The organism is Streptomyces akebiae (assembly GCF_019599145.1).
Lineage (GTDB): Bacteria > Actinomycetota > Actinomycetes > Streptomycetales > Streptomycetaceae > Streptomyces > Streptomyces akebiae.
In genome coordinates this window covers 4,223,820-4,248,133 of record NZ_CP080647.1, presented here as the reverse complement: position 1 = coordinate 4,248,133, position 24,314 = coordinate 4,223,820, and the positions used below count along the sequence as shown (strand labels likewise).

Genomic DNA, 24,314 nt, shown 5'->3' with positions numbered 1-24,314 from the left:
CGTCAGGAGGGCGCGTTCAGGTGCGGTCGATGTGGACGTTCGTGGACTTCACCCGGGCCGTGGCCTCCATGCCGACCTCCAGGCCCAGTTCCTCCACGGCCTCCCGGGTGAGCAGGGAGACCAGGCGGTGCGGGCCCGCCTGGATCTCGACCTGGGCCGCCACGTCACCGAGCTTCACGGCGGTGACGATGCCGGCGAAGGCGTTGCGCGCCGACGTGTACGGGACGTCGGCCTCGTCGGCGGCGTCCCGGGCCAGCCGCACGGAGAAGGCCGCGAGGTCCCTCCCGTCGATGAGCCGACGCCCGCTCTCGTCGCGCCGCGTCGCCACCCGGCCCGCGTCCGCCCAGCGCCGCGCGGTGTCGGGGCTGACCCCGAGCAGCCGCGCGGCCTGCCCGATCGTGTAGGACTGCATGGGCGACAAGATATGCGGGTCGGCGCGAATACGCCTCAGCGCGCCCCGGCGCCGCCCGCCGCCTGTGCCGACGCGGGAGGAGCGACGGGGCGGGCAGCGGCCGTGACACGCCGCGAGACCGGACCTCACCGCAGCGCGGTCATGAACTTCCCCAACCTGGCGATCCCCTCGCGCAGTTCGTCCGACGAGGCCGCGTAGGAGAGGCGGACGTGGGTGTCGGCGGTGTGCGTGCCGAAGTCCCTGCCGGGCGTCAGGGCCACGTGCGCCTCCCGCAGGGCCCGTTCGCAGAACTGCCAGGAGGTGAGGCCGGTCCCGCTGACGTCGAAGTAGACGTAGAACGCCCCGTCGGGCGGCACCGGGACCGGCAGCCCGATCCGTGCCAGCCCGTCCAGGACGAGCGCGCGCCGCTCGCCGAACTCCACCCGGCGCGCCTCGCACACCGCGAGGGACTCGGGGGTGAAGCAGGCGAGGGCGGCGTGCTGGGCCGGGGCGGAGGCACAGAGGAAGTAGTTCTGGGCGAGGCGCTCCAGGGCCGGTACGAGGGACTCGGGGACGACGCACCAGCCGAGCCGCCAGCCGGTCATCCCGAAGTACTTCGAGAAGCTGTTGATCACGACGGCTCCGGGGTCGTACGACAGGGCGCTGCGCGGCGGCCGGCCCCGCTCGTCGTGGTCGCCGAGGTCGAGGTAGATCTCGTCGACGAGGCGCCACGCGTCGCGCTCCCGGGCGAGGTCGCAGATCGCGGCCAGCTCGTCGGCGGGGACGGAGGTGCCGGTGGGGTTGGACGGGGTGGCGACCATGAGCCCGCGCGTGCGGTCCGTCCAGTGCGCCCGCACCGCCGCCGCGTCCAGCTGGAACCGGCTCGCGGCGGTGGTGGGCACGAGGGTGACCTCGGCGCCGAAGCTCTCCATGATCTGCCGGTTGCACGGGTAGGAGGGGTCGCCGATGAGCACCTCGTCACCGGGGTCGACGAGCGCGGCGGTGGCCAGCACGAGCGCGGCCGAGGCGCCGGCCGTGACGACGACCCGGCCCGGGTCGACCTCGACGCCGTGCCGGTCGGCGTAGAAGCCGGCGATGGCCTCCCGCAGGGCGGGCAGTCCGAGCGCCGCCGTGTACGTCAGCGGCCGCCCGTCCATCACCTCCCGCATCGCCTCCGCTACGGCCGGGGGCGCGCCGAAGTCCGGTTCCCCGAGGCTGAGTTTGACGACGTCATGGCCCTGGGCGGTCAGCGCGGCGGCCTGCTTGGCGAACTCCATGGCGTAGAAGGGGGCGACGGCCCGGGCCCGCCGTGAGACACGCACGCCGCCGCTGCCCCCGGTACCGGCGACCGGGCTGTCCGTACCGCCCGTACCGCTCGTGCCACCGGTACCGCCCGCGCCGCTCATGCCGTTCACATCGCTCATGCCACTCATGCCACTCATGCTGCGGCCCGGAGGGGGCTCGGGGCCAGCCGTGACCGGGGTGCGGACGGTACCGCGCCCCGGCCGGTGGTCGCCGCTACGCCGTGAGCGCCTCCGCGACCAGCCCCGCCGCCCTGGCCACCAGTGGGTTGTCCGTGGGGCCCGCGGGGTCGTACTTCGTCGACAGGACGGACAGGACGAGGGGCGGGCGGCCGGGCGGCCACACGACGCCGACGTCGTTGGCGACCCCGTACGCCGCCCCGCCGCCGGTCTTGTCCGCGAGCGTCCAGTCGGCGGGCAGGCCCGCCCGGAACCGCTGGACGTTGGTCGAGTTGGCGATCAGCCAGTCGGTCAGGAGCTCCCGGTCCGCGTCCCGCAGGGCCCGGCCGAGGAGGAGCCGCGCGTAGGTCCCGCCGATCGCCCGAGGGGTGGTGGTGTCCGTCGTCCGCCACGGCTCCGCCGTGTTCAGCTCGGGCTCCCAGCGGTCGAGGCGGGTCGTCCGGTCCCCGAGCGAGCGGCAGAAACGGGTGATCGCGGTGGGCCCGCCCAGCTCGCGCAGCAGCAGGTTCCCCGCGCCGTTGTCGCTGTGCGAGACCGTGGCGGAGCACAGCTCCCCGACCGTCATGCCGGCCTCGACGTTCGCGGCCGTGCTCGTGATCGGGCTGTAGCCCGCGGCCTCGGCGTACTCCTTCGTGTAGTGGATCCGCTTCGCGAGGTACTCGCCGTCGCGGTCGAGGTCCCGTAACACCGCCCCCGCGGCGAGCGTCTTGAACACCGAGCAGAGAGGGAACCGCTCGTCCGCGCGGTGCGCCACCGTGCGTCCCGTCGCCGTGTCATGGGCGTAGATCCCCAGCCGCGCGGAGTACTCCCGCTCCAGCTCCGTCAGTCGCCGGGAGAGCCCCGCGCCGGTGGCGGCCGAGGCGTACGCCGTCCCGGAACCGAGCCCGCCGAGTGCGCCGATCGCGCCCAGGCCCGCCAGTCCGCCGAGGCCGAGCACCGCGCGACGGCGAGGGCGGGGATGTGGGTGTGTACCCGTGGTTGCCAAGAACTTCTCCATACCGGTCGTCGTGATCGCGTTGCCGTGATCTTTCTCCGACTCGGAAAGACGCCACTGCCGTCACACCGGTTTCTCGTCGGCGCCCGGCACATGACGAGGGCGAGGGTTTGGAGCTGCTGCTGGAGTGCGTTCAAAGGTGTTCAGGTGAGCGGGAGTGAGTGTGGGTGGTCTGTGTCGTGTCATGTGGTTCGGCCGTGGTGTCGGTTGCAGTGAGGAACTGGCGTTCTCTCATCGAATGCGTGACCTTCCTGGGCGGCGCTCGTTTCGCAGGGCGACGGGATAACGACCGGGCGCGGCCAGGGACCGCCCGTCCCCGGACAGCGGGCTCTTCGCAGTTGAGGGTGCAGCGCCAAGAATGTAGAGCTGTTGGACGATTGGATGTGAGTCGTCACGAGGTGCGAGCGTCGTAGTTCTCGCGGTTTGCGAGGACCTCGACCATGTGCGTCTGCGCCCAGTTTCTGATGCCGCGCGTCATGTGGTGGAGCGAGAGACCCAGGTCGGTCAGCTCGTAGGAGACGGTGACAGGGACGGTTGGCGTCACGGTACGGGTGAGCAGACCATCGCGCTCCAGCGACCGTAGCGTCTGGGTCAGCATCTTCTGGCTGACCCCGGCCAGAAGCCGAGAGATCTCGGAGTAACGCATCGCCTTCGGAGCGTCTGCGTGTGCTGCACCGGGCCGGCCGGGGCTGTTGTCGCCGCCCAGGGCGCAGAGGATCAGGACGACCCACTTGTCCGAGATTCGGTCGAGCAGTTGCCGACTGGGGCACCCTGCCAGGAACGCGTTGTACTCCGCCTTGGCCTGAGTCCTCTTCTGGGCCGCCTTCATCGTCGTCACTGATCGCACCTCTCACCGATGGGTGGGTTACGCACTCCAAAGTGCCTACTTCCTCATAGGAAGTTCCTCTCCAATGCTGATGCGGGGACGCGGCAGGCGCCACCCCCAAGTGAACGGCGAAAGGCGACAAGATGATCACACCTTCCCTCTCTCTTCCTGGCGGCACCTGGACTCTGGGTGACCTGACCGTCACCCGGTTCGGCTACGGCGCCATGCAACTGGCGGGCCCGTGGGTCATGGGGCCGCCCGCCGATCGCGAGGGTGCCCTGGCCGTTCTACGTGAAGCGGTCGACCTGGGTATCACCCACATCGACACCAGCGACGCCTACGGGCCGCGCGTCACCAACGAGTTGATCCGCGAGGCACTGCACCCCTATCCCGAGTCGCTGCACATCGTGACCAAGGTGGGCGCGACCCGCGACGAACAGGGTGGCTGGCCTCCGGCCCGGCAACCCGAAGCTCTGCGTCGCCAGGTCCACGACAACCTCAAGTCCCTCCGGCTCGACGCACTCGACCTGGTCAACCTCCGACTCGGCAACGCCGAAGGTCCCCAGCCCGGCTCGCTCGCCGAGGCGTTCGAGACGCTCGTCGAACTCCAGCAGCAGGGTCTGATCCGCCACCTCGGGGTCAGCAACGCCACTGAGGAGCAGGTCACCGAGGCGCAAAGCATCGCGCCGATCGTGTGCGTACAGAACATGTACAACCTCGCCCACCGCCACGACGACAAGCTCATCGACCGGCTTGCCACCGACGGCGTCGCGTACGTGCCCTTCTTCCCCCTGGGGGGCTTTACCCCGCTTCAGTCTTCGGCGCTCTCGGCGGTCGCCGCTCGAGGGGAGGCGACATCGATGTCCGTCGCACTGGCCTGGCTGCTGCAGCGATCACCGAACATCCTGCTCATCCCCGGCACGTCATCGACGGCACACCTGCGCGAGAACATCGCCGGCGCGGGACTCTCCCTCTCTCATGAGGACTTGATCGAGCTGGACGGTATCAGCCGCCGAATGCCCCAGAGCTGAGCGGCCCTCAAGCCACGACCGAAGCCATCGTTCATGCTCCAGGCCGTCCCGGCAGCGGGCCTTGAGATCCTTCGAAGCCGGCGACCCCAGATGCGCCCCCACCAGACACAGCACCTTCTCATCGCCGGGCGACAGGCCCTTGAGACGAGTCCGCACCGACACACCGGACGGCCCGCAGACGACGAACGGCGCTGCGATGCTCCGCAGCTTACCCACCCCGCCACCCCCGCCCGACCCGACCCGACCCGAAGAACCCATCGCCCTGGGAAACGAGCACCACCCAGGAAGGTCACGTATGCGATGTGAGAACGCCAGTTCCCCACGGCAACCGATCCAGCTGCCGAAGTGCGCGACACGACACCGACCACTCACACTCACTCCCGCTCACCAGAACGCTCTTGAACGCATTCCAACGGCAGCAGCTCCAAACCCCCACGCAACCGGCAGGCCACCGAGCCTGTCCGCCCCGGCCTGTTCCTGGTCCTCGACGGGCTGACCGACACTCCAGCCCAGGTCGTGAGCGACCGCGTAAGTCAGCGCAGGTCGGCGACCACATCGTTGGAGTCACGGCTGTTGCCACCAGAACTCTGGGTCCGTTGCTGCGGACCTCTCGCGAGAACGTAGGCGAACAGGATCGCCATGACTGCCGCGCCCGCCCACATGGCCTGCTGCCAGCCGTCGACGAAGGACTCCTGGGCGGCTCGGGTGAGCGCCTGCGCCTGGGGGCCGGCCCCGTCGGCGGCCGCGAGGGCGTTGGCGACGCCCTCCCGGGCGGTGGCGGCGGCGTCGCCCGGCACTCCGTCGAGCCGGGAGTCGATGGCGCCGCGGTAGCCGGCGGTCAGGACCGCTCCGAGCAGCGCGACACCGAGCGCGGTGCCGAACTCCCGGGTGACGTCGTTGAGCGCGGACGCGACACCTTGACGCTCACGCGGCAAGGCGGTGGTGATGGCCTCGGTGGAGGGCGTCATCGTCAATCCCATGCCGAGTCCCATGGCGAGCATGCCGGGGAGGATCGAGAGGTAGCCGCCGTCGACGGAGACGAAGGCGGCCATGAGGACCAGTCCCGCGCCGCCCAGGAATATCCCTGAGGCCATCGTCGAGCGGGTGCCGATGCGCGCGGCTGCCTGCGGGGCGAGGCCGGAGGCGAACATCATCAGCAGCGCCATCGGCATGAGCGCCAGGGTGGAGCGAAGGCCGGACCAGCCGAGCACCGCCTGGAAGTACGGGAAGAGGACCACAAAGATCCCTGCCTGCACGCCGAAGACCGTCAAGAGCGACACCGAACCGCTGGCGAGACCTCGCTGGCGGAACAGGCGGACGTCGAGGAGTGGAGCCTGCCGTCGCAGCTCCCATGCCACGAATCCGATGGCGGCGATGACGCCGACGAGGAGGCTCAGCAGGGTCGCGGGCGCGGTCCAGCCTCGTTGGGGGCCCTCATGGAGGAAGAAGACAAGCCCGACGGCGGCGATCACGGACGACAGCGAACCGACGGCGTCGAACCCGTGCCCCGACACTTCGCGCGAGTCCGGGATGGATCGCAGCGCCATGACGGTGGCGACGACGACGAGCACGACCGGCAGGACGAAGAGCCACCGCCAGCTCGCCAGGTCGACCAGGACGGCCGACAGGTACATCCCCAGGATGCCTCCACCGCCGGCGACGCCGGTCCACACGCCGATCGCCTTGGAGCGCTCCTCGTCCGGGAAGGTCGAGGTGATGACGGCGAGGGTGACCGGCATGATCATGGCTGCGCCTACGCCGCTCAGGAAACGTGCGGCGAGCATGATCTCGGACGACGTGGCAAGGCCGGCCGCCGCACTCGCCATGCCGAAGACGAGCAGGCCTGCGAGTAGCACCGGCCTGCGGCCCCACCGGTCACCCATTGCGCCGAGCGGCAGCAGCAACGCGGCCAGACTGATGGTGTAGATGTTGATGAACCACAAAACCTCGGCCTGCGAGGCGTCGAACGCGACGGTGAGCTCCGGTTGGGCGACGTTCAGCCCGGACACCGAAGCGATGACCGCCATGAGCGCGATGCAGACCCCGACCAGGATGGTCCGTCGTTGTCGTGAGTCTTGGACGGTCGGGTGGGGAGCTCCCGCGTCCGAGGACAGGTTCGTGGTCATGGAATTCCTTTCACGAAGGCAGGGCGAATCGGCGCCGGAGCGGCGGGCCCTGGCGCTGAAGGACGGTGTGATCACCGGCGTCGGGTGGCGCGCACGACGACGTCGTGGAGGGGGACCGCTCGGCCCTCGTGGCCGGTGAGTGTGCGGAGGTGCTCTTCGGCGGTGACGATCTCCCACTCCCTGCCGTCCAGGCGCGCGGTGATGGCGGCGGAGGTGGCCGACGCTTCGGCAGGAGGGTGGTGCCCGTGGCCGGTAGAGCCCGAGGTGTGCAGGTGCCCCACGATGAGGAGCGTGCCACCGGGGCCCACCCATCCGGCGATGCGGTCGTAGAACTCCAGTTGGGGCATTGCCGGGTGGGCGTAGTGGGTCATGACCAGGTCGAACTGCGCGCCCGGGCTCCAGGCGCCCAGATCCGCCTCAACCCACTGCAGGCGCTCGGGAGCCTCGCTCGTCGCCGCCCGCTCGGCAGCGCGAGCAAGTGCCTCGGACGAGATGTCGGCTGCGGTGACGTGCCAGCCGTGGGATGCGAGCCAGATCGCCTCGGCACCGCCGCCACACCCCGCATCCAGTGCCGTGCCCGGTGTCAGGCCGCTGGTCTCACGAGCGAGGTACGGGTTGGGCGGGTTGCCGCCCATGGACCCGGGGCCGTCGGCCTTCCCTTGTTGCCAGTGCCGCTCCCAGAAGTCCTTGTCGAATCCGTGCGTCACAAATCGCCCTCCTCGTTCGCAACGCCCCTCTGCGGGTGCGTTCGTCGGTTCGTTCTTCACGGTGCCGAGAGATGGGGCAGATGCGCAAAGGCTGTTGCCGAATGGCAAAATGACGGAATGGATGAAGCCATCGACCGCACCCTGGACGCCGTCGGACCGAGGTTGAAACGCCTTCGGCTGCACCGGGACGTCACGCTCGCCGACCTCGCGGCGGAGACCGGTATTTCCACCAGCACCTTGTCCCGGCTCGAGGCGGGCCTGCGGCGTCCCACGCTCGAGCAGCTACTTCCGCTTGCTCGCGCCTATGGGGTCACACTCGACGAACTCGTCGATGCGCCGCCCACGGGCGACCCCCGCATCAATCTGCGTCCCATCTCCTGCGGCGACGGCTCGGTCATCCTGCCGCTGACCCGCAGGCCCGGGGGAATCCAGGCCTACAAGTTCGTCCTGCCGACCGGAAGCGACGACGCCGAACCCGACCTGCGCACCCACGAGGGCTACGACTGGGTCTACGTCCTCAACGGAACGCTCCGCCTCGTACTCGGGGAACACGACCTCATCCTCAAGTCCGGGGAAGCCGCGGAGTTCGACACGCGCACCCCGCACTGGTTCGGGGCCACCAGCGCCGGCCCCGTCGAGTACCTGAGTCTCATCGGAAAACAAGGCGAACGCGCGCATGTCCGTGCAGCACCGAGACAAGGACCGGCCGAGTAGGAAGGCTCAGGACCTCACATCCGGGACCACTGCTCCCTCTTCGAGCAGACGGCCGCCGGCCTTCGGAGTCAGCCCGCCGACCTGCTTGAAGAACAGAGCCACTCGAAGGGCGACACACTGGTCTCGAATGTCGAGAACCCAGGCCGAGTCCAGTTCTCGGTGAGCCGGGCCGCTCTCGCCGCCGACGATCACCCAGTCGATCCGCGACAGCTCCAGCGACGGCACCGGAAGGGTGCGATCTTCCACAGCGACCACGAACACGACTACCGGGCCGGCCTCAGCAAGGGGCTGGCTGCAAGGGAAGGTCTCCACGATTCGAGGGGACTGACACCTGACGGCCCCTCCGGGGGCATGAAGAAGGCGAGGTCCGAAGACCCCGCCCGCTACCAATGAAACCCCAGGTCAGGGCCAGACCAGGCAGTACGGCTGATGCCCCGCCTCATGCAACCTGTGGCTGAAGTCCTGCCACTCGTGCAGCAGTTGGTACACGTTGAACGCGTCGCGGGGGCCGCCGCGGTCCGGGACCGTCGACCAGATGAAGGCGGCCGCGCCGACCGCCTCCTCGCCGATGCCGCGCAGCGGGTCGACGACGGTCATCGGCAGCTTCACGACCGCGTAGTCGGGGTGCAGGACGACCAGTTCGAGCGGGGGCACCTTGTGGAGGGGGACGCCTTCGATGCCGGTCAGCACCATCGCGGCCATCGTCTCCGGCTTGATCTTGGTGAACATGCCGTTCATGCCGAGCTCGTCGCCGCCGAGTTCCTCGGGGCGCATCGAGATCGGGACGCGGGCCGCGGTCGCGCCGTCGGGCGCGCCGAAGTATTTGTACGTCACCCCCACCCGACCACCATTCCCGCTCCCCGCCCGGAGCCGGTTGACCACGTGGTCCAGGCCGTCCACCCGGTCCGTGCGGTCCGCGCTCTCGATGCGGTCCGTACGGTCCTTGCGGTCCGCGCGGCTCCTGCGTTCCGCGCGCGTCCTGCGATCCACCAGGTCAGGCCGGTCCATCCGGTCCGTCTGATCCATTCCGTCCACACGATTGACGCGATCCACATGATCGGCACGATCCATACGGTCCATACCGTCCATACGGCTGCGCCGCCCGATCCGCTCAGCGCCACCGCTCTGGATCCGGTCGGAGCCACTGGGCGGGATCCGGTCGGAACCGTTCTCGGACCGGTCGGAACCGCTCTCGGCGCGGTCGGGTCCACCGGCGGACCGGTCGGAACCGGCCGGAATCCGCCCGCTCCCCGCGCCGGGCAGACCACTGCCCGCCTCGGCCTCGGTCTCGGCCCCGGTCCGGCCGATGCCGGTCTGCGAACGGTCGGCGTCGCCCTGTGCACCGCGTCGGCGACGCGAGCGGGGCGGAGCCTCCTGCCGCTGGTCCCTCGCACCGCGTGAGTCGAGTGGATCGAGCGAGTCGTGTGGGTCGTGTGTGCCATGTGCACCCTGCGGACCGTACACGCCCGGCTGTCCCTGCGGTGTGTACGGGGGCTGTGACCCCGGCGACCCCGCGGGTGGCGGCGGTACCGACGGAAGGGGCGGCACGGGCGGCGTCGGCGGTCCCGCCGGACGGGCCGGTGGCGCACCCTGCGGACCCGGGCCCGGCGACGACGGCTGCGGGCCCGGCCCGGCCGCCCCGCTCACCTCGCCCGGCGCACTCCGGTCGGTCGATCCGCCCCGCTCCTGCCGTGTCTCCGCGGCCTCCTCCGCCTCGCGCCGGTGCCTGCCCCGCCGGGCACGACGAGGACCGAGGTCACCGGTCCCCTCGCCCAGTCCGCCACCGCGATGCATATCTCCACCCGAACGCATTTCTGGGCCGCGTGACCCCCGCCGCGCAACCCGATCATCGTGTCAGTGACCTCCCCCGCGACCGCTCGCCGAAACGTGCGCGCAAACACCAGTCGGCGGGATCTTCGGAGCCTCTGACACCATGGCCTGTGTGAGCTATCCGTACGAAGCCCCAGTTTCGCAGACTCTTTTCGACCGCGCGGCGGCCGTCACGCCCGGCGGCGTGAACTCTCCCGTGCGCGCCTTCCGTGCCGTGGGCGGTACGCCCCGGTTCATGGTGTCCGGTACCGGTCCTTATCTCACCGACGCCGACGGTCGGGAGTATGTAGATCTTGTGTGCTCGTGGGGTCCGATGATCCTCGGGCACTCCCGGCCCGAGGTCATCGCCGCCGTCCAGGAAGCCGTCGCGCGCGGCACCTCCTTCGGTACGCCCGGCGAGGGCGAGGTCGCGCTCGCCGAGGAGATGGTGGACCGGGTCGGGCCGCTGGAGCAGGTGCGGCTGGTGTCCAGCGGGACCGAGGCCACCATGTCGGCGATCCGGCTCGCCCGTGGTTTCACCGGCCGCGCCAAGGTCGTGAAGTTCGCCGGGTGTTATCACGGTCACGTCGACTCACTGCTCGCCGCCGCCGGGTCCGGTGTCGCCACCTTCGCGCTCCCCGACACCCCGGGCGTCACCGGAGCCCAGGCCGGCGACACCATCGTGCTCCCCTACAACGACCTCGACGCCGTACGCGCTGCCTTCGCCGCCCACCCCGGTGAGATCGCGTGCGTCATCACCGAGGCCTCCCCGGGCAACATGGGCGTCGTCCCGCCGCTGCCGGGCTTCAACCAGGGGCTCAAGGACGTCTGCGCGGAGAACGGCGCGCTGTACGTCTCCGACGAGGTGATGACCGGGTTCCGGACCAGCCGGGCCGGGTGGTTCGGGATCGACGGGGTCGTCCCGGACCTGATGACCTTCGGCAAGGTGATGGGCGGCGGCTTCCCCGCCGCGGCCTTCGGGGGCCGCGCCGACGTGATGGCGTGCCTCGCGCCCGCCGGGCCCGTCTACCAGGCCGGCACGCTCTCCGGGAACCCGGTCGCGACGGCCGCCGGGCTCGCGCAGCTGCGGCTGCTGGACGAGGCGGCGTACGACGTCGTGGACGCCGTGTCCCGGCAGATCCAGGGGCTCGTCAGCGACGCGCTCAGCAAGGAAGGCGTCGCGCACACGCTGCAGAACGCCTCCAACATGTTCTCCGTGTTCTTCACGGAGACGCCCGTGCGGAACTACGAGGAGGCCAAGGCGCAGGAGTCGTACCGCTTCAACGCCTTCTTCCACTCGATGCTGTCGCAGGGCGTCTACTTGCCGCCGTCGTCGTTCGAGTCGTGGTTCGTGTCGACCGCGCACGACGAGCGGGCGGTTCAGCGGATCGCCGACGCCCTTCCGGCGGCGGCACGGGCAGCAGCGGAGGCTTCGGCAGCATGAGTGACATCACGGTCGTCCACCTGATGCGGCACGGCGAGGTCGCCAACCCGGACGGGATCCTGTACGGGCGCCTGCACGGGTACCACCTCTCCGACCTCGGACGGCGCATGGCCGACCGGGTCGCCGAGCATCTGGCGCCCCGGGCCATCACGCGCGTCGTCGCCTCCCCGCTGGAGCGGGCGCAGGAGACGGCGACGCCGATCGCCAAGGCGCACGGGCTCGACCTCGCCACCGACGCGCGGCTCATCGAGGCGGACAACGTCTTCCAGGGCAAGACCTTCGGGGTCGGCGACGGCGCGCTGAAGCGGCCGGAGAACTGGAAGCACCTGGTCAACCCCTTCAAGCCGTCCTGGGGCGAGCCGTACATCGACCAGGTCGTGCGGATGATGGGGGCGCTCGACGCGGCGAAGGACGCGGCGCGCGGACACGAGGCCGTGCTGGTCTCGCACCAGCTGCCGATCTGGATCGTGCGGTCGTACGTCGAGAAGCGGCGGCTGTGGCACGATCCGCGCCGGAGGCAGTGCACGCTCGCGTCCCTGACCACGTTCACGTACCAGGGCGACAGGATCGTTTCCGTCGGCTACAGCGAGCCGGCGCGGGACCTCGTGCCGCCGCATCTGCTGGCGGGTGCCAAGCCGGTCAAGGGCAAGGACAAGGCCTTCGGCGCGTGAACGCTCCGCTGGACGACCGGACTTGACGCGGTGGGGGAGCCGCGTGCCCGTTGTGGCTGGTCGCGCAGCTCCCCGCGCCCCTGAACGGCGTCCGAGTTTCTTCGAGATCAACAGGAACCGCCGCCTCCTCTCGCCCCTCTCAAACGGTGTGCTTCACGTGAACCGGTGCGTGAGCTGACCAAGGGGGACGTAATGCGCGAACTGTCGCGAAGGGGAGTGCTGGGGCTCGGCGCGGGAGCGGCCGCCGGGCTGGGGCTGACCGGGTGCGGTACGGGCCTCGGGGGCGGGCCGAGCGAGGCCGGCGGGGCCGGTGACGGCGACAAGGGCCCGGGGCGGAAGAAGCCGGGGAAGGCGGCGAAGCCGCTGGGGGACGGGTCGACCTCGTACACGGGGAAGCAGCCGAACCAGCCGGGCAGGCCGCGGCCGCTGGCGCCCGGCGAGACGCCCCCGCAGTTCGTGGTCTTCTCCTGGGACGGGGCCGGAGACGTCGGGAACGGGCTTTTCGAGCGGTTCCTGAAGGCCGGGCGGGACCACGACGCCCATATGACGTTCTTCCTCTCCGGGATCTATCTCCTCCCCGAGTCGAAGAAGCGCGTGTACCTGCCGCCGAACAACGTGCCCGGCGCCTCCGACATCGGTTACCTGACGGACGAGCACATCAAGTCGACGCTGGGACACCTGCGTACGGCATGGCTCGACGGGCACGAGATAGGCACCCACTTCAACGGCCATTTCTGCGGCGGCAGCGGCTCGGTCGGCAACTGGACGCCCCAGCAGTGGCGCAGCGAGATCGACCAGGCGAAGTCCTTCGTCAAGGAGTGGCGGACCAACAGCGGCTGGACGGATGTCGAGCCCCTGCCGTTCGACTACGACAAGGAGCTGGTCGGCGGCCGGACGCCGTGTCTGCTGGGGCAGGAGAACCTGCTGCCCACCGCGCGCGAGCTGGGCTGGCGCTACGACTCCTCCTCGCCCGGCGGCCTCCAGGTCTGGCCGAAGAAGAAGCAGGGGCTGTGGGACCTGCCCCTGCAGTCCGTGCCGTTCCCCGGGCGGAGCTTCGAGGTGCTCTCCATGGACTACAACATCATGTACAACCAGTCCCAGAACTCCACCCAGGCCCCACCCGCCAACTACCCGGCCTACCGCACCCAGGCGACCGGCGCGTACGTCGCCGGGTTCCAGCGGGCGTACGAGACGAACCGGGCGCCGCTGTTCATAGGGAACCACTTCGAGGAGTGGAACGGCGGGGTCTACATGGACGCCGTAGAGAACGCCCTCAAGCACATCGCGCGGGCCAAGGAGAAGGCCAAGGACGGGGAGATACGGATCGTGTCCTTCCGGCAGTTCGTGGACTGGATGGACGTGCAGACGCCGGACGTCCTGGCCAAGCTCCAGACCCTCGGCGTGGGGCAGCAGCCGACGGGTGGGTGGAAGGAGTTCCTGGGGGCCGGGTCAGCCGCCTGACCTGCGGACAAGAGGGCCGTCGACCCCGCCGTAAGACCCCGAAACGGGCATGCGAAACTTTTCACATGAGTGTCCGTACGAGCCGCAGTCGTGCCGCTTTGCTCTCCGCCGGGGCCGCCGCCCTGGCGCTGACGCTGTCCGCCTGTGCGGGCGGAGGCATCGAGGGCGGTGGCGGTCAGACCGGGTTCATCACCGGCTCCGACGGGATCGCCACGGTGGAGAAGGGGGACCGGGACACCGCCCCCGACCTCTCCGGGAAGACCATCGACGGCGAGCAGCTGGACCTCTCCGAGTTCAAGGGCAAGATCATCGTCCTGAACGTGTGGGGTTCCTGGTGCGCGCCGTGCCGTGCCGAGGCCCCCAACCTGGCGAAGGTCTCCGAGGACCTCGCCGACCAGGGCGTGCAGTTCGTCGGCATCAACACCCGCGACACCAGCACCCGGCCCGCGGTCGCCTTCGAGGAGCAGTACAAGGTCGAGTACCCGAGCCTGTACGACCCCACGGGCAAGCTGCTGCTGCGCTTCGAGAAGGGCTCGCTCAACCCGCAGCTGATCCCCTCCACCCTGGTCATCGACCGGGAGGGGAAGCTCGCGGCCCGCACGCAGCAGGCGCTGAGCGAGGAGAAGCTGCGCAAGATGCTCAAGCCGATCCTCGCGGAGAAGTGACGTGAAGGTGTCGGGAACGTCCGCGCTCACCACGACCGCCGCCGAGCTGAACGAGACCGTCTTCAACGGCGCCCTGCTGCTGGCCCTGCCGATCGCCGTCCTCGGCGGGCTCGTCTCCTTCTTCTCGCCGTGTGTCCTGCCCCTGGTGCCCGGCTATCTGTCGTACGTCACCGGAGTCGGCGGCACCGACCTGGTCGACGCCCGCCGGGGCCGGATGGTGGCCGGTGCCGGGCTGTTCGTGCTCGGGTTCACCGTCGTGTTCGTCTCCAGCGGCGCGCTCTTCGGCTACTTCGGCCGGACCCTGTTGGAGCACCAGGACGTGCTCACCAAGGTGCTCGGCGTGCTCATGATCGCCATGGGCCTGTTCTTCATGGGGCTGATGCCCTGGTTCACCCAGCGGGAGTTCCGCTTCCACACCAGGCCCGCCACCGGTCTGGTGGGCGCCCCGATACTCGGCGCGCTGTTCGGCATCGGCTGGGTTCCCTGCATCGGACCCACCCTCGCCTCGGTCAACGCGCTCGCCCTCGAACAGGCCAGCGCCGGGCGGGGAGCCCTGCTGATGGTGGCGTACTGTCTGGGGCTGGGCCTGCCCTTCGTACTCGCCGCGGTGGCCTTCCGCAAGGCGCTCGGCGCCTTCGCCTGGGTCAAGCGGCACTACGCGTGGGTGCTGCGCATCGGCGGCGGCATGATGATCACGATCGGACTGCTCATGCTGACCGGCGCCTGGGACCGCATCATTCAGGAGATGCAGGTCTGGTCCTCCGGCTTCACCCCTGGGATCTGAGCCAATGACGACGACCGACTCCGGCAACCGCGAGAACACCGCCCGGCGCGGTGGCGCAGCCGCCGACGACAACGACCTCGGTGCCGCAGGATCGCAGCTCTCCACCGCTCCGCAGGAGGACGCGCCCACGCTGCCCGCGCTGGGGGCGATCGGGTGGGCCCGCTGGTTCTGGCGGCAGCTGACGTCGATGCGGGTCGCGCTGATCCTGCTGTTCATGCTGTCGCTCGCGGCGATCCCCGGCTCGCTGATCCCGCAGTCGGGACAGGACGAGACCCGGGTCGCCGACTTCCTGGAGCGGCACGACACCCTGGGGCCGATCTACGAGAAGCTCGGGCTGTTCCACGTCTACAGCTCGGTGTGGTTCTCGGCGATCTACATCCTGCTGTTCATCTCGCTCATCGGCTGCATCGTGCCCCGCACCTGGCAGTTCGTGGGCCAGCTGCGCGGCCGCCCGCCGGGCGCCCCCAAGCGGCTGACCCGGCTGCCCGCCTACGCGACCTGGCGCACGCGGGCCGAGCCGGAGCAGGTGCGCGAGGTGGCGCTGAAGGTACTGCGCAAGCGCCGGTTCCGCGCGCACCTCGTCGGCGACGCGGTCGCCGCCGAGAAGGGCTATCTGCGGGAGGCGGGCAACCTCGCCTTCCACATCGCCCTGATCGTGATGCTCGTCGCCTTCGCCTGGGGCCAGCTCTACCGCTCCGAGGGCAACAAGCTGATCGTCGAGGGCGACGGCTTCGCCAACACGCTCACGCAGTACGACGACTTCAAGTCCGGCAGCCTCTTCACCGCCGAGGACCTCAACCCCTTCAGCTTCGACCTCAAGGACTTCCGGGGCACCTACGAGGTGAGCGGGCCGAACAAGGGCACCCCCCGGATCTACGAGGCGTACATCGACTACGCGGTCGGCGCGGACGGCAAGGAGAAGTCGACCAAGATCGAGGTCAACAAGCCGCTGGAGATCGGCGACTCCAAGGTCTACCTGGTCAGCCATGGATACGCCCCCATGATCACCGTGCGGGACGGCAAGGGCCAGGTCGTCTTCAGCGACGCCGCGCCGCTGCTGCCGCTGGACTCCAACGTGACCTCCTCCGGCGCGATCAAGGTCATGGACGGCTACACCAACGCCCAGGGCAAGCGGGAACAGCTCGGCTTCCAGGCGTTCTTCCTGCCGACGTACGGCGGCAGGAACACGGCCGTGCTCTCGCAGTTCCCCGCGCTGCTGAACCCCGTGCTCAACCTGGAGCCCTACCACGGTGACCTCGGGATCGACTCGGGTGTGCCGCAGAGCGTGTACCGCCTGGAGAAGCGGAAGCTCAAGGCGTACGAGGACGACAAGGGCGCGCAGGTGCGGGAGAACCTGAAGGTCGGCGAGACGATGACGCTGCCCGGGGGGAACGGCACGGTCACCTTCGACGGGGTGAAGGAGTGGGCCGGCTTCCAGGTCACCCAGCAGCCCGGCAGCGGGTGGGCGCTCGCCGGAGCGATCGCCGCCATCCTCGGCCTCGCCGCGTCCCTCTTCGTCCAGCGCCGCCGTGTGTGGGTGCGGGCGGTGACCGGCCCCGACGGCGTCACCGTCGTGGAGATGGCGGGCCTCGGGCGCAGTGAGTCGGCGAAGGTGCCGGAGGAGTTGGGTGACTTGGCCGCGGTCGTGCATGACGAGGCTCCGACTGTCGCTGAGCTTGGTTCCGATGGTGAGCCGCCCGCCGGTGCCGGTGCCGGTGCCGGTGCCGGTGCCGAGGACGCTGACCGGCGCTTGCCGGGTGCCGCCGCGCCCACCCTCCCCCACTCTCGACTTCGCTCGAGCGGGGGGACCCCCATCGCCCCAGCGGCACGACTGCCCGCAGAGAGTGCGGGCCCGAAGTCCCCCTCCCCCAACCCCCAGCCGTACCCTCCGAAGGGGCCGAGCAGTGATTCTCGCCGCCGCCACCAACGAAAATCTCGCGAACATCAGCAACACGCTGATCTACTCCGCGATGGCCGTGTACACCCTGGCCTTCTTCGCCTACATCGCCGAATGGCTCTTCGGGAGCCGCAGCAAGGTGGGCAGGACGGCCGCCGCGCTGACCGCCGAGGGCGGTGCCGCCGCGACGAAGAAGGCGGACGCGCCCGCGGTGACGGTGAAGACGGCCGGCGGGACCGGTGTGCTGGAGAGGCCGAAGGTGGTCGTGCGGGCCGCCACCGGATCCCGGGACGTGCCGGACGGGCCCGGCGCCCACGGCGGGGACGAGCAGGGCGACCTCTACGGCCGTATCGCCGTGTCCCTCACGGTGGTGGCCTTCCTCGTGGAGTTCGGCGGGGTGCTCACTCGGGCCCTCTCGGTGCAGCGGGCGCCGTGGGGCAACATGTACGAGTTCAACATCACCTTCTCCACGGTGGCCGTCGGCGTGTACCTCTCGCTGCTGGCGCTGAAGAAGAACGTCCGCTGGCTCGGGCTGCCGCTCATCACGACCGTCCTCCTCGATCTCGGTCTCGCCGTCACTGTCTTGTACACCGCCAGCGACCAGTTGGTTCCCGCCCTGCACTCGTACTGGCTGTACATCCACGTCTCGACGGCGATCTTCTGCGGCGCCGTGTTCTACGTCGGGGCGGTCGGCACGATCCTGTACCTGTTCAAGGACTCCTACGAGAGCAAGCTCGCGAGCGGTGGCCGGCCGGGCCGGTTCGCGACCTCGGTCATGGAGCGGCTGCCTGCCTCGGCCTCGCTCGACAAGTTCTCGTACCGCGTCAACGCCGCCGTCTTCCCGCTGTGGACGTTCACGATCATCGCGGGCGCCATCTGGGCGGGCGACGCGTGGGGCCGCTACTGGGGCTGGGACCCCAAGGAGACCTGGTCGTTCATCACCTGGGTCGCCTACGCCTGCTACCTGCACGCTCGTGCCACGGCCGGCTGGAAGGGCCGCAAGGCCGCGTACATCGCCATCGCCGCGTTCGCCTGCTGGCTGTTCAACTACTACGGCGTCAACATCTTCGTGAGCGGCAAGCACTCCTACGCCGACGTCGGCTGAGTCCGCCGAGGAACACACCGAAGGCCGGTTCCCTTGTGACATGAGTCACGGGAACCGGCCTTCGGCGTACGGACAGGGAGAGGACGTGGAGACGAATGACGGGGACACGGGGGGCCGGCGTGCGTGGCGCGCGCGGATCAGGGACGGGGACACGGGGGCGTTCGGGGAGGTCTTCGACGCCTACGCGCGGTCCGTCTACAACCATGCCTTCCGGCTGACGGGGGACTGGTCGACGGCCGAGGACATCGTGTCGCTGACCTTCCTGGAGGCGTGGCGGCTGCGGGGGCGGCTGGACGCGGAGGGGGGTTCGCCGCGGCCGTGGCTGCTCGGCATCGCCACCAACGTGGCGCGCAACACCCGCCGGGCCGGCCGGCGCCATGCCGCCGCCGTCGCGCGGCTGCCGAGGCCCGAGTCGGTGCGGGACTTCGCCGACGAGGTCGCCGGGAACCTCGACGACCAGGCGTACCTGCGGGCCGTGCGCACGGCGTTGGACCGGTTGCGGCGGCCCGAGCGGGAGGTGCTCGCGCTGTGCGCGTGGGGCGGCCTGGACTACGCGGCCGCCGCGGAGGCGCTCGGCATCCCGGTCGGCACCGTGCGCTCCCGCCTCTCCCGGGCCCGGACCAAGCTCGCAGCGCAGCTCGCGGCCGGAGAGAAGGGCGCCGGGGAGCCGGGTGCCCGGGAACCCGACGCCCGCCGCGGACAGACAAGAGACGGCCGCGCCTCCGTGGCCGGGCCCATTCAGGAGGGGAACCCGTGAACGACAACCCGTCCCCCCGGGACGAGGACGAGCCGGCCGGGACCGGCGTCCCGGCCGCCGTCGAGCGGGAGCTTCTTCCGGGCCGTCACCGCGTCCTGAGGGAGCAGTTGATGCGTGAGATCGAGAACGACGGCGAGACCCCGGTCGTACGGCCGCGCACCGCGCTCTGGCGGCGGCCCGCCTTCGTGGGGCCCGCCGTGGCCGCCGCGCTGACCGTCGCGGTCGTGGTGGGCGCCGCGGTGACCCAGCAGGCGGCCGGGCCCCTGACGACCCATGCGGACGGCTCCGGCGACCGGCGCCCGGGCGAGGCGAAGCGCAGCGACCAGCGCGCGGCCGAACTGCTGGAGAGGGTGGCGGAGGCGGCTGGGAGGCGGAGCCTGCCCGAGGTGAGGGACGACCAGTTCGTCTACACCGAACGGGACGACTACCACTGGAAGATGGATTCCGAGAAGAACGACCACGGCTGCCCCGACACCCTGGAGGCGTACCCCTACGGCGTGCGCGAGTTCTGGTCGTCGGTGGACGGGCAGCACAACGGGCTGCAGCGGGAGCGTGGGGTGGACGGCGAGGTGGGGGAGTTGTCGGTCGGCATACAGCTCCCCGCCAAGAACGGTGCCAACTTCTTCCGCGAGGTCGAGGACGAACTGCCGACCGACGCCGACGGGATGTACCGCTACCTGTACGGGCTGAAGGGCGACGAGAGGGCGTCCGGCGCGAAGTCGGCCGACCGGAAGGCGTTCGACAAGGCGTCCACACTGCTCGTCGAGCAGTTGCTGCCGCCGAAGGTGGAGGCCGCGCTGTACCGGGCCGTCGCGCGGATCCCGGGACTGACCGTGTACGAGGGGTCCGTCGACGCGGCGGACCGTACGGGGGTCTCCGTCGGCCTTGAGGGCGACTGGCCCGAATACCGGGGCCACGGGCCCACCCGGCACGAACTCCTCTTCGGCACACGGACGTTGGCCTTCCTCGCCGCGGACACCGTCAAGCTCGACCCTCCGGCGGATTCCTGCGACTCCCTCGATGCGGGTGACCTTGTTACGTCGGTGGCGATCCTGGAACGCGCGGTGGTCGACAGCGTCAGCGAACGGCCTTAGCGGGAACCGTGATCGGCGGCGTGGCGCCGGGAAAACCGGTGGAGCCGCGCCGCCGTACGCCGTTACCGTGCCTGCGAACTGAGTCGTCGAGGCGAGGACGTGCCGTTGTACACCGTGTGAGACCCCCCGAGAGCTGATCTGTCGCGCGTCGCGCTCTGCGTGCCGTGCTGATTTTTGCTGCGGACTTCTCACTGAAACCGGTGTACTTCTGTGCTCCATGACTGGGTGGTCATGCCCACCTGCCTTCCGCTCGTCCTCCGCCGTTGCCACACCTGCGCCTCCGAGCGCTTCCGGGCGAACGGCAAGTTCCGTGTCAACGCCCACCGCAAGCTCATCGACGTCTGGCTCCTGGTGCTCTGCACCGGGTGCGGGGAGACCGCCAAGCTCACCGTTCTGGAACGGACGAACGTGCGTTCCGTACGACCCGAGCTGCTGGACCGGCTGCACGCCAACGACCCTGGCCTGGCGGCCGAACTCCTCCGGGATCCGCTCCTGCGGCGCCGCAACCGCGTCGCCCTCGACTGGACGGGCGCCTGGCGCCTCGACACCGGCGGGGCGGACCACCTGGACCGCGAGGTCGTCGACGTCTCGGTCCGGTTCGCGGCGCCCATACCGGTGCGGCCGGTGCGGCTGATCGCCGAGGGGTGCGGGCTGGCGCGGGCCGAGGTCGAGCGGCTGATCGCGGAGGGGAGGCTCGTCTCGGCGGTCCGGCTGAGCGGCAGACTCTCCGACGACTTCACCTTCACACTCAAGCGCCGCTGAGCCCCGACGGGGGATCAGCGGCCGGAGGCCGAGGAACGAGGGCCGAGGGCCGGGGGCATCCCCTGCCCCCGGCCCTCCGTCGGTTACCGGGCCGACGCGGGGAGGAGCGAGGCCAGGGCCCGGTGGAGGTGTTCGGTGGTCTCGGGGGTCGGCGGGGAGAAGGGGTCCGTCGTCCGCCGGGCCGCGTGGAGGACGCGGCGTACGCGCAGCCGGAGGTCGGGGGTCGTGCCGGTCGCGTCGAGTGCGGTGGGGATGCGGGTGTCGTCGGGGGTGTGGTGCGGGGCGGAGGTGAGGAAGGTGAGGGCGGCGAGCCAGTCCCGGGGCGCGACCGAGTCGTACGTGTCGTGGAGGTGGTCCACCGCGAAGTCCGGTTTGCCGAGCGCGAGTTCGTGGTGGGCGCGGTGCAGGGGGCGGGCGCTGCCGTAGTGGGAGGCCAGCGCGCGGTGGGCGTCCCGCCACGCCGGGGCGCGGCTGCCCCGGCGGTCACGGTGCGCGCGCCCGCTCTCGCCGTGGCGCAGGCGCAGCAGGAGCAGGGCCCGCAGGAAGGGGTCGCCCACGAAGTGGTCGGGGGACGGCGCGTGGCCCTCGGCCGCCAGGCGGCTCGACAGGGCGCGTACGCTCGACTCGCCGAAACCGACTGGGAGTTGAGACTCGGCGAGGACGAGCGCCGAGGCGTGGTCGTGGGCGAGGGACAGGACGGCCAGCTCGTCGAGGTGGTCCTCGTCCGGGAGGAGGCGGTCCAGCACGGCCTCGTACGCGCGACGTCCGGAGTGCTCCGCCAGCAGCAGGTCGGCCGGAGTGGTGAGCCCCCGGGGGAGGTTCCGGCCGGCCGACGTGGCGAGCAGTGCCGTGCCGAGGGGATTGCCGCCGGTCAACCGGTGCACGGCGGACGGGAGTCGGGGCGGGACCGTCAGTCCGGGGCAGGCCGCTTCCAGGGCGTCCCGGGTGTCGTCGGGCGAGAGCGGCGGCAACGACACCAGCAGCGCGTGCGAGGACGGCGTACCGCCCGGCGCCCAGTCGGCCCCACGGGTCACCTCCGCGAGCGTGCGCCGGGCCGCGTTCCGCAGGGCGGGATGGCCCTGTCCGCGCAGCCCCGCGTGGCGGCACAGGAGGACCAGGCCCAGCTTGGGGTTCCCGGCCGCGCAGGGGTGGTCGCGGTACCAGACGGCGCCTCTGCGCAGCCGCCGGTGCGAGGACGACATCCCCTCGCTGAACGCCTCCAACGCGGCCTCGACGGTCGCCTCCACCACCGGCCCCTGGTCCGACATCGACGACACCAGCCGGGCCACGGCCTTGCCCACCCACCGCCCCGCCAGCCAGCCGCCCGTGTCGCTCAGCAGCAGGATCCGCTCCGCCTCCGCGCAGATCCGTGACAGCCCGCGATCCCCCCAGCCACCGGCCGCGACGGCGAGCAGCCCGCACGCCAGCCGGGGGAACGTGATCCGCCCGGCCCCGCCGAGTGGCTCCGCCAGTTGCTCGGCGACCACGGTCACCGCCTCGTACGCGGGCGACCAGGACGTGGGGGGCCGGCCCGGGGGAGGCCGGTCGAACCGGCTCTCCTCCCCGTCGACCAACGCGACGGGGCCGCGCCCGCGGTAGGCCGCGCACAGCTCCCGCAGCACGGTGCTCCTGCCGAGCCCGCGCGCCCCCGCCAGCACCACGAACGGGGGTTCGGGCGAGTGCTCGTACGCCCTGGATATGTCGAAGAGGGCGGGGGCCGGTGTCGTTGCCGTTGTCATAGCTGCTGTGGGTATCAACAGCAGCGGGGAGAGGGGCAGTTGTTGCGGAGTACGACGATCCCTGCCCGTTCGCTTACGACTCCGACCGAACGGCGGCTATGAAGGAGAGCCAGGCGGGACGGTTGATGACCAGGACGGGTCCGTCAGGGTTCTTGCTGTCGCGGACGGGGACGACGGCGGGGATAGCGGGGGCTACCTCGATGCAGTTGCCGCCGTTGTCGCCGCTGTGGCTGCTCTTGATCCAGGTCGCTGTGCTCAGCTCGTACCTGTCCATGCTGCTCGTACCCCTTCATCACGTCGCTGATCAGGGCGGCGGACTCGCGAGCTGACGGGATGTCGGCCCTGAGCACATCATAGGTTCGGCTATAACGGGCGTAAGCAGTCGGTTCGTTGTTGAAGTGGCTGTGGTCCATCGACTCGGAGTACAGCCACCGTTCGTCGGGCAGCTCGATCAGGGACATGGACTGCCTGGGACGGAAGATCCCGAACAGGTCCGCCGGAGCCACCTGGATGCGGATGTTGGGCCGCCGCCCGACGCTCAGCAGGTGCGCGCACTGGTCGCGCATGACGTCCGGGCTCCCCACCGCTGTGCGGAGGCAACTCTCGTCCAGGACCACGACGTACAGGGGGCCGTCGTCGAACAGGAAGCGGGGCTGGCGGCTCATCCGGGCCCTGACGCGATCCTCCACCTCATCGCCCGGGACGGCCCGGGAGAAAAGCGCGCGGGCGTAGTCCTCCGTCTGCAACAGGCCCGGGACGACCCGCTCTTGGTACTCCCGCAGCCCGACCGCCACCGCCTCCATCTCGACCCGGCGCTCGAACCAGTCCGGATGCTGGACGGCCGGATACCAGTCCACCTTGGCCCACATCCGGGCCAACACCCCACCCGTCCCCAACACCTCGTCGCACCGCTTCGCGAACTGGTCACTCGGGACCCTGGTGCCGGCCTCGATCTTCGCCACCTGGGAGCGGTCGCACGGGATCTCTCTCGACAGGGCCTCCTGCGTCAGCAGGGCCACCTCGCGGTAGTGCCGCAGCACCTCACCGAACAGCACCGAACTCCCGGCCCCGACCGCCCCGTCCGCGTTCCGCCTCGTCATGCCGCCCCCTCGTGCCGCGTGTGGCAGTGGTCCAGTGCCACACGTCCCGCGTTGATATCGACCGTTCCCGTCGGCGACGCTGGATACACCCAGAGTGACGAACAGGGCTGTGGAGTGCGCGTGGAACCAGAGGGGCAGCTTGTCTACGATCCGCGGACGCGGCGTGTGGGCGAGTACCGGGACAGGGTCGGGCCGTACGCGATGCTGCGTCCGGTGGGCGGTGGCCGGGAGTGGGAGGCGGATCCGGCGACGTTGCGGCCGGCGACTCCGGCGGAGCGGCTCGGGGCGCAGGTCAGGGCGGCCAACCACCGTACGAAGAGGAGGGTGTGACGTTGCGTCAACTTGATCCCTTGGGTCCGCCCCCCGTTCCGGTGACGGGATGTACGGCGTGCGCCGAGCTGGCCGTACGGCGGGACGAGGCGCGGGCGCGGTACGACCGGAGCGCGGAGACGGATGCGAACGTGCTGCTCCGTCACCATCAGCGACGGGAGCACGGCGGAGGCACTCGCACGCGCCGCGTCTTCCGGTACGTGCCGTACGTCATCGCGCAGGATCTGACGGCGGAGCCGGAGTACGAGGCGCGGTGCGTGTCGGGCGACGAGACGGAGTGCGGCGCGGAGTCGGGCGTGCACGGTGATCCGGCGGCCGTAGAGGAGTGGCAGCGCAGGCACACGCAGGAGACACGGCACCTGCGCTACCGGCGCAGCTTCGGGGACTACTCGGTGCTGGAGCCGTTGGAGGAGGTACCCCGGTGAT

General features: G+C 70.5%; 24 protein-coding genes and 2 pseudogenes. 14 read left to right on the top strand and 12 right to left on the bottom strand.

Translation table 11 applies throughout. The features are described from left to right. Positions 1 to 16: 16 nt before the first annotated feature. The 4 genes from K1J60_RS18210 to K1J60_RS18195 all read right to left on the bottom strand — a co-directional run bounded on the left by K1J60_RS18210 (position 17) and on the right by K1J60_RS18195 (position 3,695). Positions 17 to 412 (bottom strand): TOBE domain-containing protein, encoded by a 396-nt coding sequence (locus K1J60_RS18210; protein WP_220647123.1) that lies wholly within the window; start codon positions 410 to 412, stop codon positions 17 to 19. Positions 413 to 537: 125 nt separating this feature from the next. Then, the gene (locus K1J60_RS18205; protein WP_398684263.1) at positions 538 to 1,815 is read right to left on the bottom strand and encodes a pyridoxal phosphate-dependent aminotransferase; all 1,278 of its coding nucleotides are present in this window, start codon (positions 1,813 to 1,815) and stop codon (positions 538 to 540) included. Between the two features lie 94 nt (positions 1,816 to 1,909). Continuing rightward, positions 1,910 to 2,869: a class A beta-lactamase gene (gene bla, locus K1J60_RS18200; RefSeq protein WP_220647122.1), complete on the bottom strand. Its 960-nt coding sequence runs from the start codon at positions 2,867 to 2,869 to the stop codon at positions 1,910 to 1,912. 388 nt (positions 2,870 to 3,257) lie between these two features. Next, the gene (locus tag K1J60_RS18195; RefSeq protein WP_398684261.1) at positions 3,258 to 3,695 is read right to left on the bottom strand and encodes a winged helix-turn-helix transcriptional regulator; all 438 of its coding nucleotides are present in this window, start codon (positions 3,693 to 3,695) and stop codon (positions 3,258 to 3,260) included. Positions 3,696 to 3,835: 140 nt separating this feature from the next. Between K1J60_RS18195 and K1J60_RS18190 the strand changes: the two genes are divergently transcribed. Next, complete coding sequence (locus tag K1J60_RS18190; RefSeq protein WP_220647120.1) at positions 3,836 to 4,723, top strand: aldo/keto reductase family oxidoreductase; 888 nt, start codon at positions 3,836 to 3,838, stop codon at positions 4,721 to 4,723. A 12-nt stretch (positions 4,724 to 4,735) separates the two neighbouring features. Here the strand turns inward: K1J60_RS18190 and K1J60_RS45890 are convergent. From K1J60_RS45890 to K1J60_RS18180, 3 genes and pseudogenes are all read right to left on the bottom strand, one after another. After that, a pseudogene (locus K1J60_RS45890) lies at positions 4,736 to 4,939 on the bottom strand (hypothetical protein); the annotation flags it as partial. Between the two features lie 317 nt (positions 4,940 to 5,256). After that, on the bottom strand, positions 5,257 to 6,849 hold the full coding sequence (locus tag K1J60_RS18185) for an MFS transporter (RefSeq protein ID WP_220647119.1): 1,593 nt from the start codon (positions 6,847 to 6,849) through the stop codon (positions 5,257 to 5,259). Between the two features lie 71 nt (positions 6,850 to 6,920). Then, positions 6,921 to 7,556 carry a class I SAM-dependent methyltransferase gene (locus tag K1J60_RS18180; RefSeq protein WP_220647118.1) on the bottom strand — a complete coding sequence of 212 codons (636 nt, stop codon included), beginning with the start codon at positions 7,554 to 7,556 and terminating at the stop codon, positions 6,921 to 6,923. Positions 7,557 to 7,673: 117 nt separating this feature from the next. Here K1J60_RS18180 and K1J60_RS18175 point away from each other — a divergent pair, with 117 nt between their 5' ends. After that, positions 7,674 to 8,270, top strand: coding sequence for a helix-turn-helix domain-containing protein (locus K1J60_RS18175; RefSeq protein WP_220647117.1), 597 nt, complete (start codon positions 7,674 to 7,676; stop codon positions 8,268 to 8,270). Positions 8,271 to 8,276: 6 nt separating this feature from the next. Here K1J60_RS18175 and K1J60_RS18170 read toward each other — a convergent pair whose 3' ends face one another. Next, a complete protein-coding gene (locus K1J60_RS18170; RefSeq protein WP_259407776.1) occupies positions 8,277 to 8,582 on the bottom strand; it encodes a phage Gp37/Gp68 family protein in 306 nt (101 codons plus the stop codon). 90 nt (positions 8,583 to 8,672) lie between these two features. Continuing rightward, positions 8,673 to 9,110, bottom strand: coding sequence for a hypothetical protein (locus K1J60_RS18165; RefSeq protein ID WP_003974483.1), 438 nt, complete (start codon positions 9,108 to 9,110; stop codon positions 8,673 to 8,675). A 1,093-nt stretch (positions 9,111 to 10,203) separates the two neighbouring features. On the opposite strand from K1J60_RS18165, the gene hemL reads away from it, so the two are divergent. From hemL to K1J60_RS18115, 10 genes and pseudogenes are all read left to right on the top strand, one after another. Continuing rightward, the gene (hemL, locus tag K1J60_RS18160; RefSeq protein ID WP_220647116.1) at positions 10,204 to 11,523 is read left to right on the top strand and encodes a glutamate-1-semialdehyde 2,1-aminomutase; all 1,320 of its coding nucleotides are present in this window, start codon (positions 10,204 to 10,206) and stop codon (positions 11,521 to 11,523) included. Beyond that, complete coding sequence (locus K1J60_RS18155; protein ID WP_220647115.1) at positions 11,520 to 12,194, top strand: histidine phosphatase family protein; 675 nt, start codon at positions 11,520 to 11,522, stop codon at positions 12,192 to 12,194. Before hemL ends, K1J60_RS18155 begins: the two co-directional genes overlap by 4 nt. Before the next feature lie 192 nt (positions 12,195 to 12,386). After that, a complete protein-coding gene (locus K1J60_RS18150; protein ID WP_220647114.1) occupies positions 12,387 to 13,655 on the top strand; it encodes a polysaccharide deacetylase family protein in 1,269 nt (422 codons plus the stop codon). 65 nt (positions 13,656 to 13,720) lie between these two features. After that, positions 13,721 to 14,320, top strand: a complete 600-nt coding sequence (locus K1J60_RS18145; protein WP_220647113.1) for a TlpA family protein disulfide reductase — start codon at positions 13,721 to 13,723, stop codon at positions 14,318 to 14,320. Position 14,321: 1 nt separating this feature from the next. Further along, the gene (locus tag K1J60_RS18140; protein WP_398683249.1) at positions 14,322 to 15,104 is read left to right on the top strand and encodes a cytochrome c biogenesis CcdA family protein; all 783 of its coding nucleotides are present in this window, start codon (positions 14,322 to 14,324) and stop codon (positions 15,102 to 15,104) included. 4 nt (positions 15,105 to 15,108) lie between these two features. Further along, positions 15,109 to 16,824 (top strand): annotated as a pseudogene (resB, locus tag K1J60_RS18135) (cytochrome c biogenesis protein ResB); the annotation flags it as partial. Between the two features lie 184 nt (positions 16,825 to 17,008). Next, entirely contained in the window at positions 17,009 to 18,106 is a 1,098-nt protein-coding gene (gene ccsB, locus K1J60_RS18130; RefSeq protein ID WP_220647112.1) for a c-type cytochrome biogenesis protein CcsB, read from the top strand. Positions 18,107 to 18,191: 85 nt separating this feature from the next. Next, a complete protein-coding gene (locus K1J60_RS18125; protein WP_259407775.1) occupies positions 18,192 to 18,863 on the top strand; it encodes an RNA polymerase sigma factor in 672 nt (223 codons plus the stop codon). Further along, positions 18,860 to 19,957, top strand: coding sequence for a CU044_5270 family protein (locus K1J60_RS18120; RefSeq protein WP_220647110.1), 1,098 nt, complete (start codon positions 18,860 to 18,862; stop codon positions 19,955 to 19,957). The genes K1J60_RS18125 and K1J60_RS18120 overlap by 4 nt, the downstream gene beginning before the upstream one ends. Positions 19,958 to 20,188: 231 nt before the next feature. Then, complete coding sequence (locus tag K1J60_RS18115) at positions 20,189 to 20,719, top strand: DUF1062 domain-containing protein (protein ID WP_220647109.1); 531 nt, start codon at positions 20,189 to 20,191, stop codon at positions 20,717 to 20,719. 83 nt (positions 20,720 to 20,802) lie between these two features. Here K1J60_RS18115 and K1J60_RS18110 read toward each other — a convergent pair whose 3' ends face one another. From K1J60_RS18110 to K1J60_RS18105, 3 genes are all read right to left on the bottom strand, one after another. Beyond that, entirely contained in the window at positions 20,803 to 22,458 is a 1,656-nt protein-coding gene (locus K1J60_RS18110) for a hypothetical protein (protein WP_220647108.1), read from the bottom strand. 73 nt (positions 22,459 to 22,531) lie between these two features. Further along, positions 22,532 to 22,660: a DUF397 domain-containing protein gene (locus tag K1J60_RS45880; RefSeq protein WP_259408282.1), complete on the bottom strand. Its 129-nt coding sequence runs from the start codon at positions 22,658 to 22,660 to the stop codon at positions 22,532 to 22,534. Beyond that, positions 22,602 to 23,558, bottom strand: a complete 957-nt coding sequence (locus tag K1J60_RS18105) for a helix-turn-helix domain-containing protein (protein ID WP_220647107.1) — start codon at positions 23,556 to 23,558, stop codon at positions 22,602 to 22,604. The genes K1J60_RS45880 and K1J60_RS18105 overlap by 59 nt, the downstream gene beginning before the upstream one ends. 120 nt (positions 23,559 to 23,678) lie before the next feature. Between K1J60_RS18105 and K1J60_RS18100 the strand changes: the two genes are divergently transcribed. Together K1J60_RS18100 and K1J60_RS18095 are read left to right on the top strand one after the other, a co-directional pair. Then, positions 23,679 to 23,888 carry a hypothetical protein gene (locus K1J60_RS18100; protein ID WP_220647106.1) on the top strand — a complete coding sequence of 70 codons (210 nt, stop codon included), beginning with the start codon at positions 23,679 to 23,681 and terminating at the stop codon, positions 23,886 to 23,888. A gap of 41 nt (positions 23,889 to 23,929) precedes the next feature. Next, positions 23,930 to 24,313, top strand: a complete 384-nt coding sequence (locus K1J60_RS18095) for a DUF7848 domain-containing protein (RefSeq protein WP_220647105.1) — start codon at positions 23,930 to 23,932, stop codon at positions 24,311 to 24,313. Position 24,314: the final 1 nt, after the last annotated feature.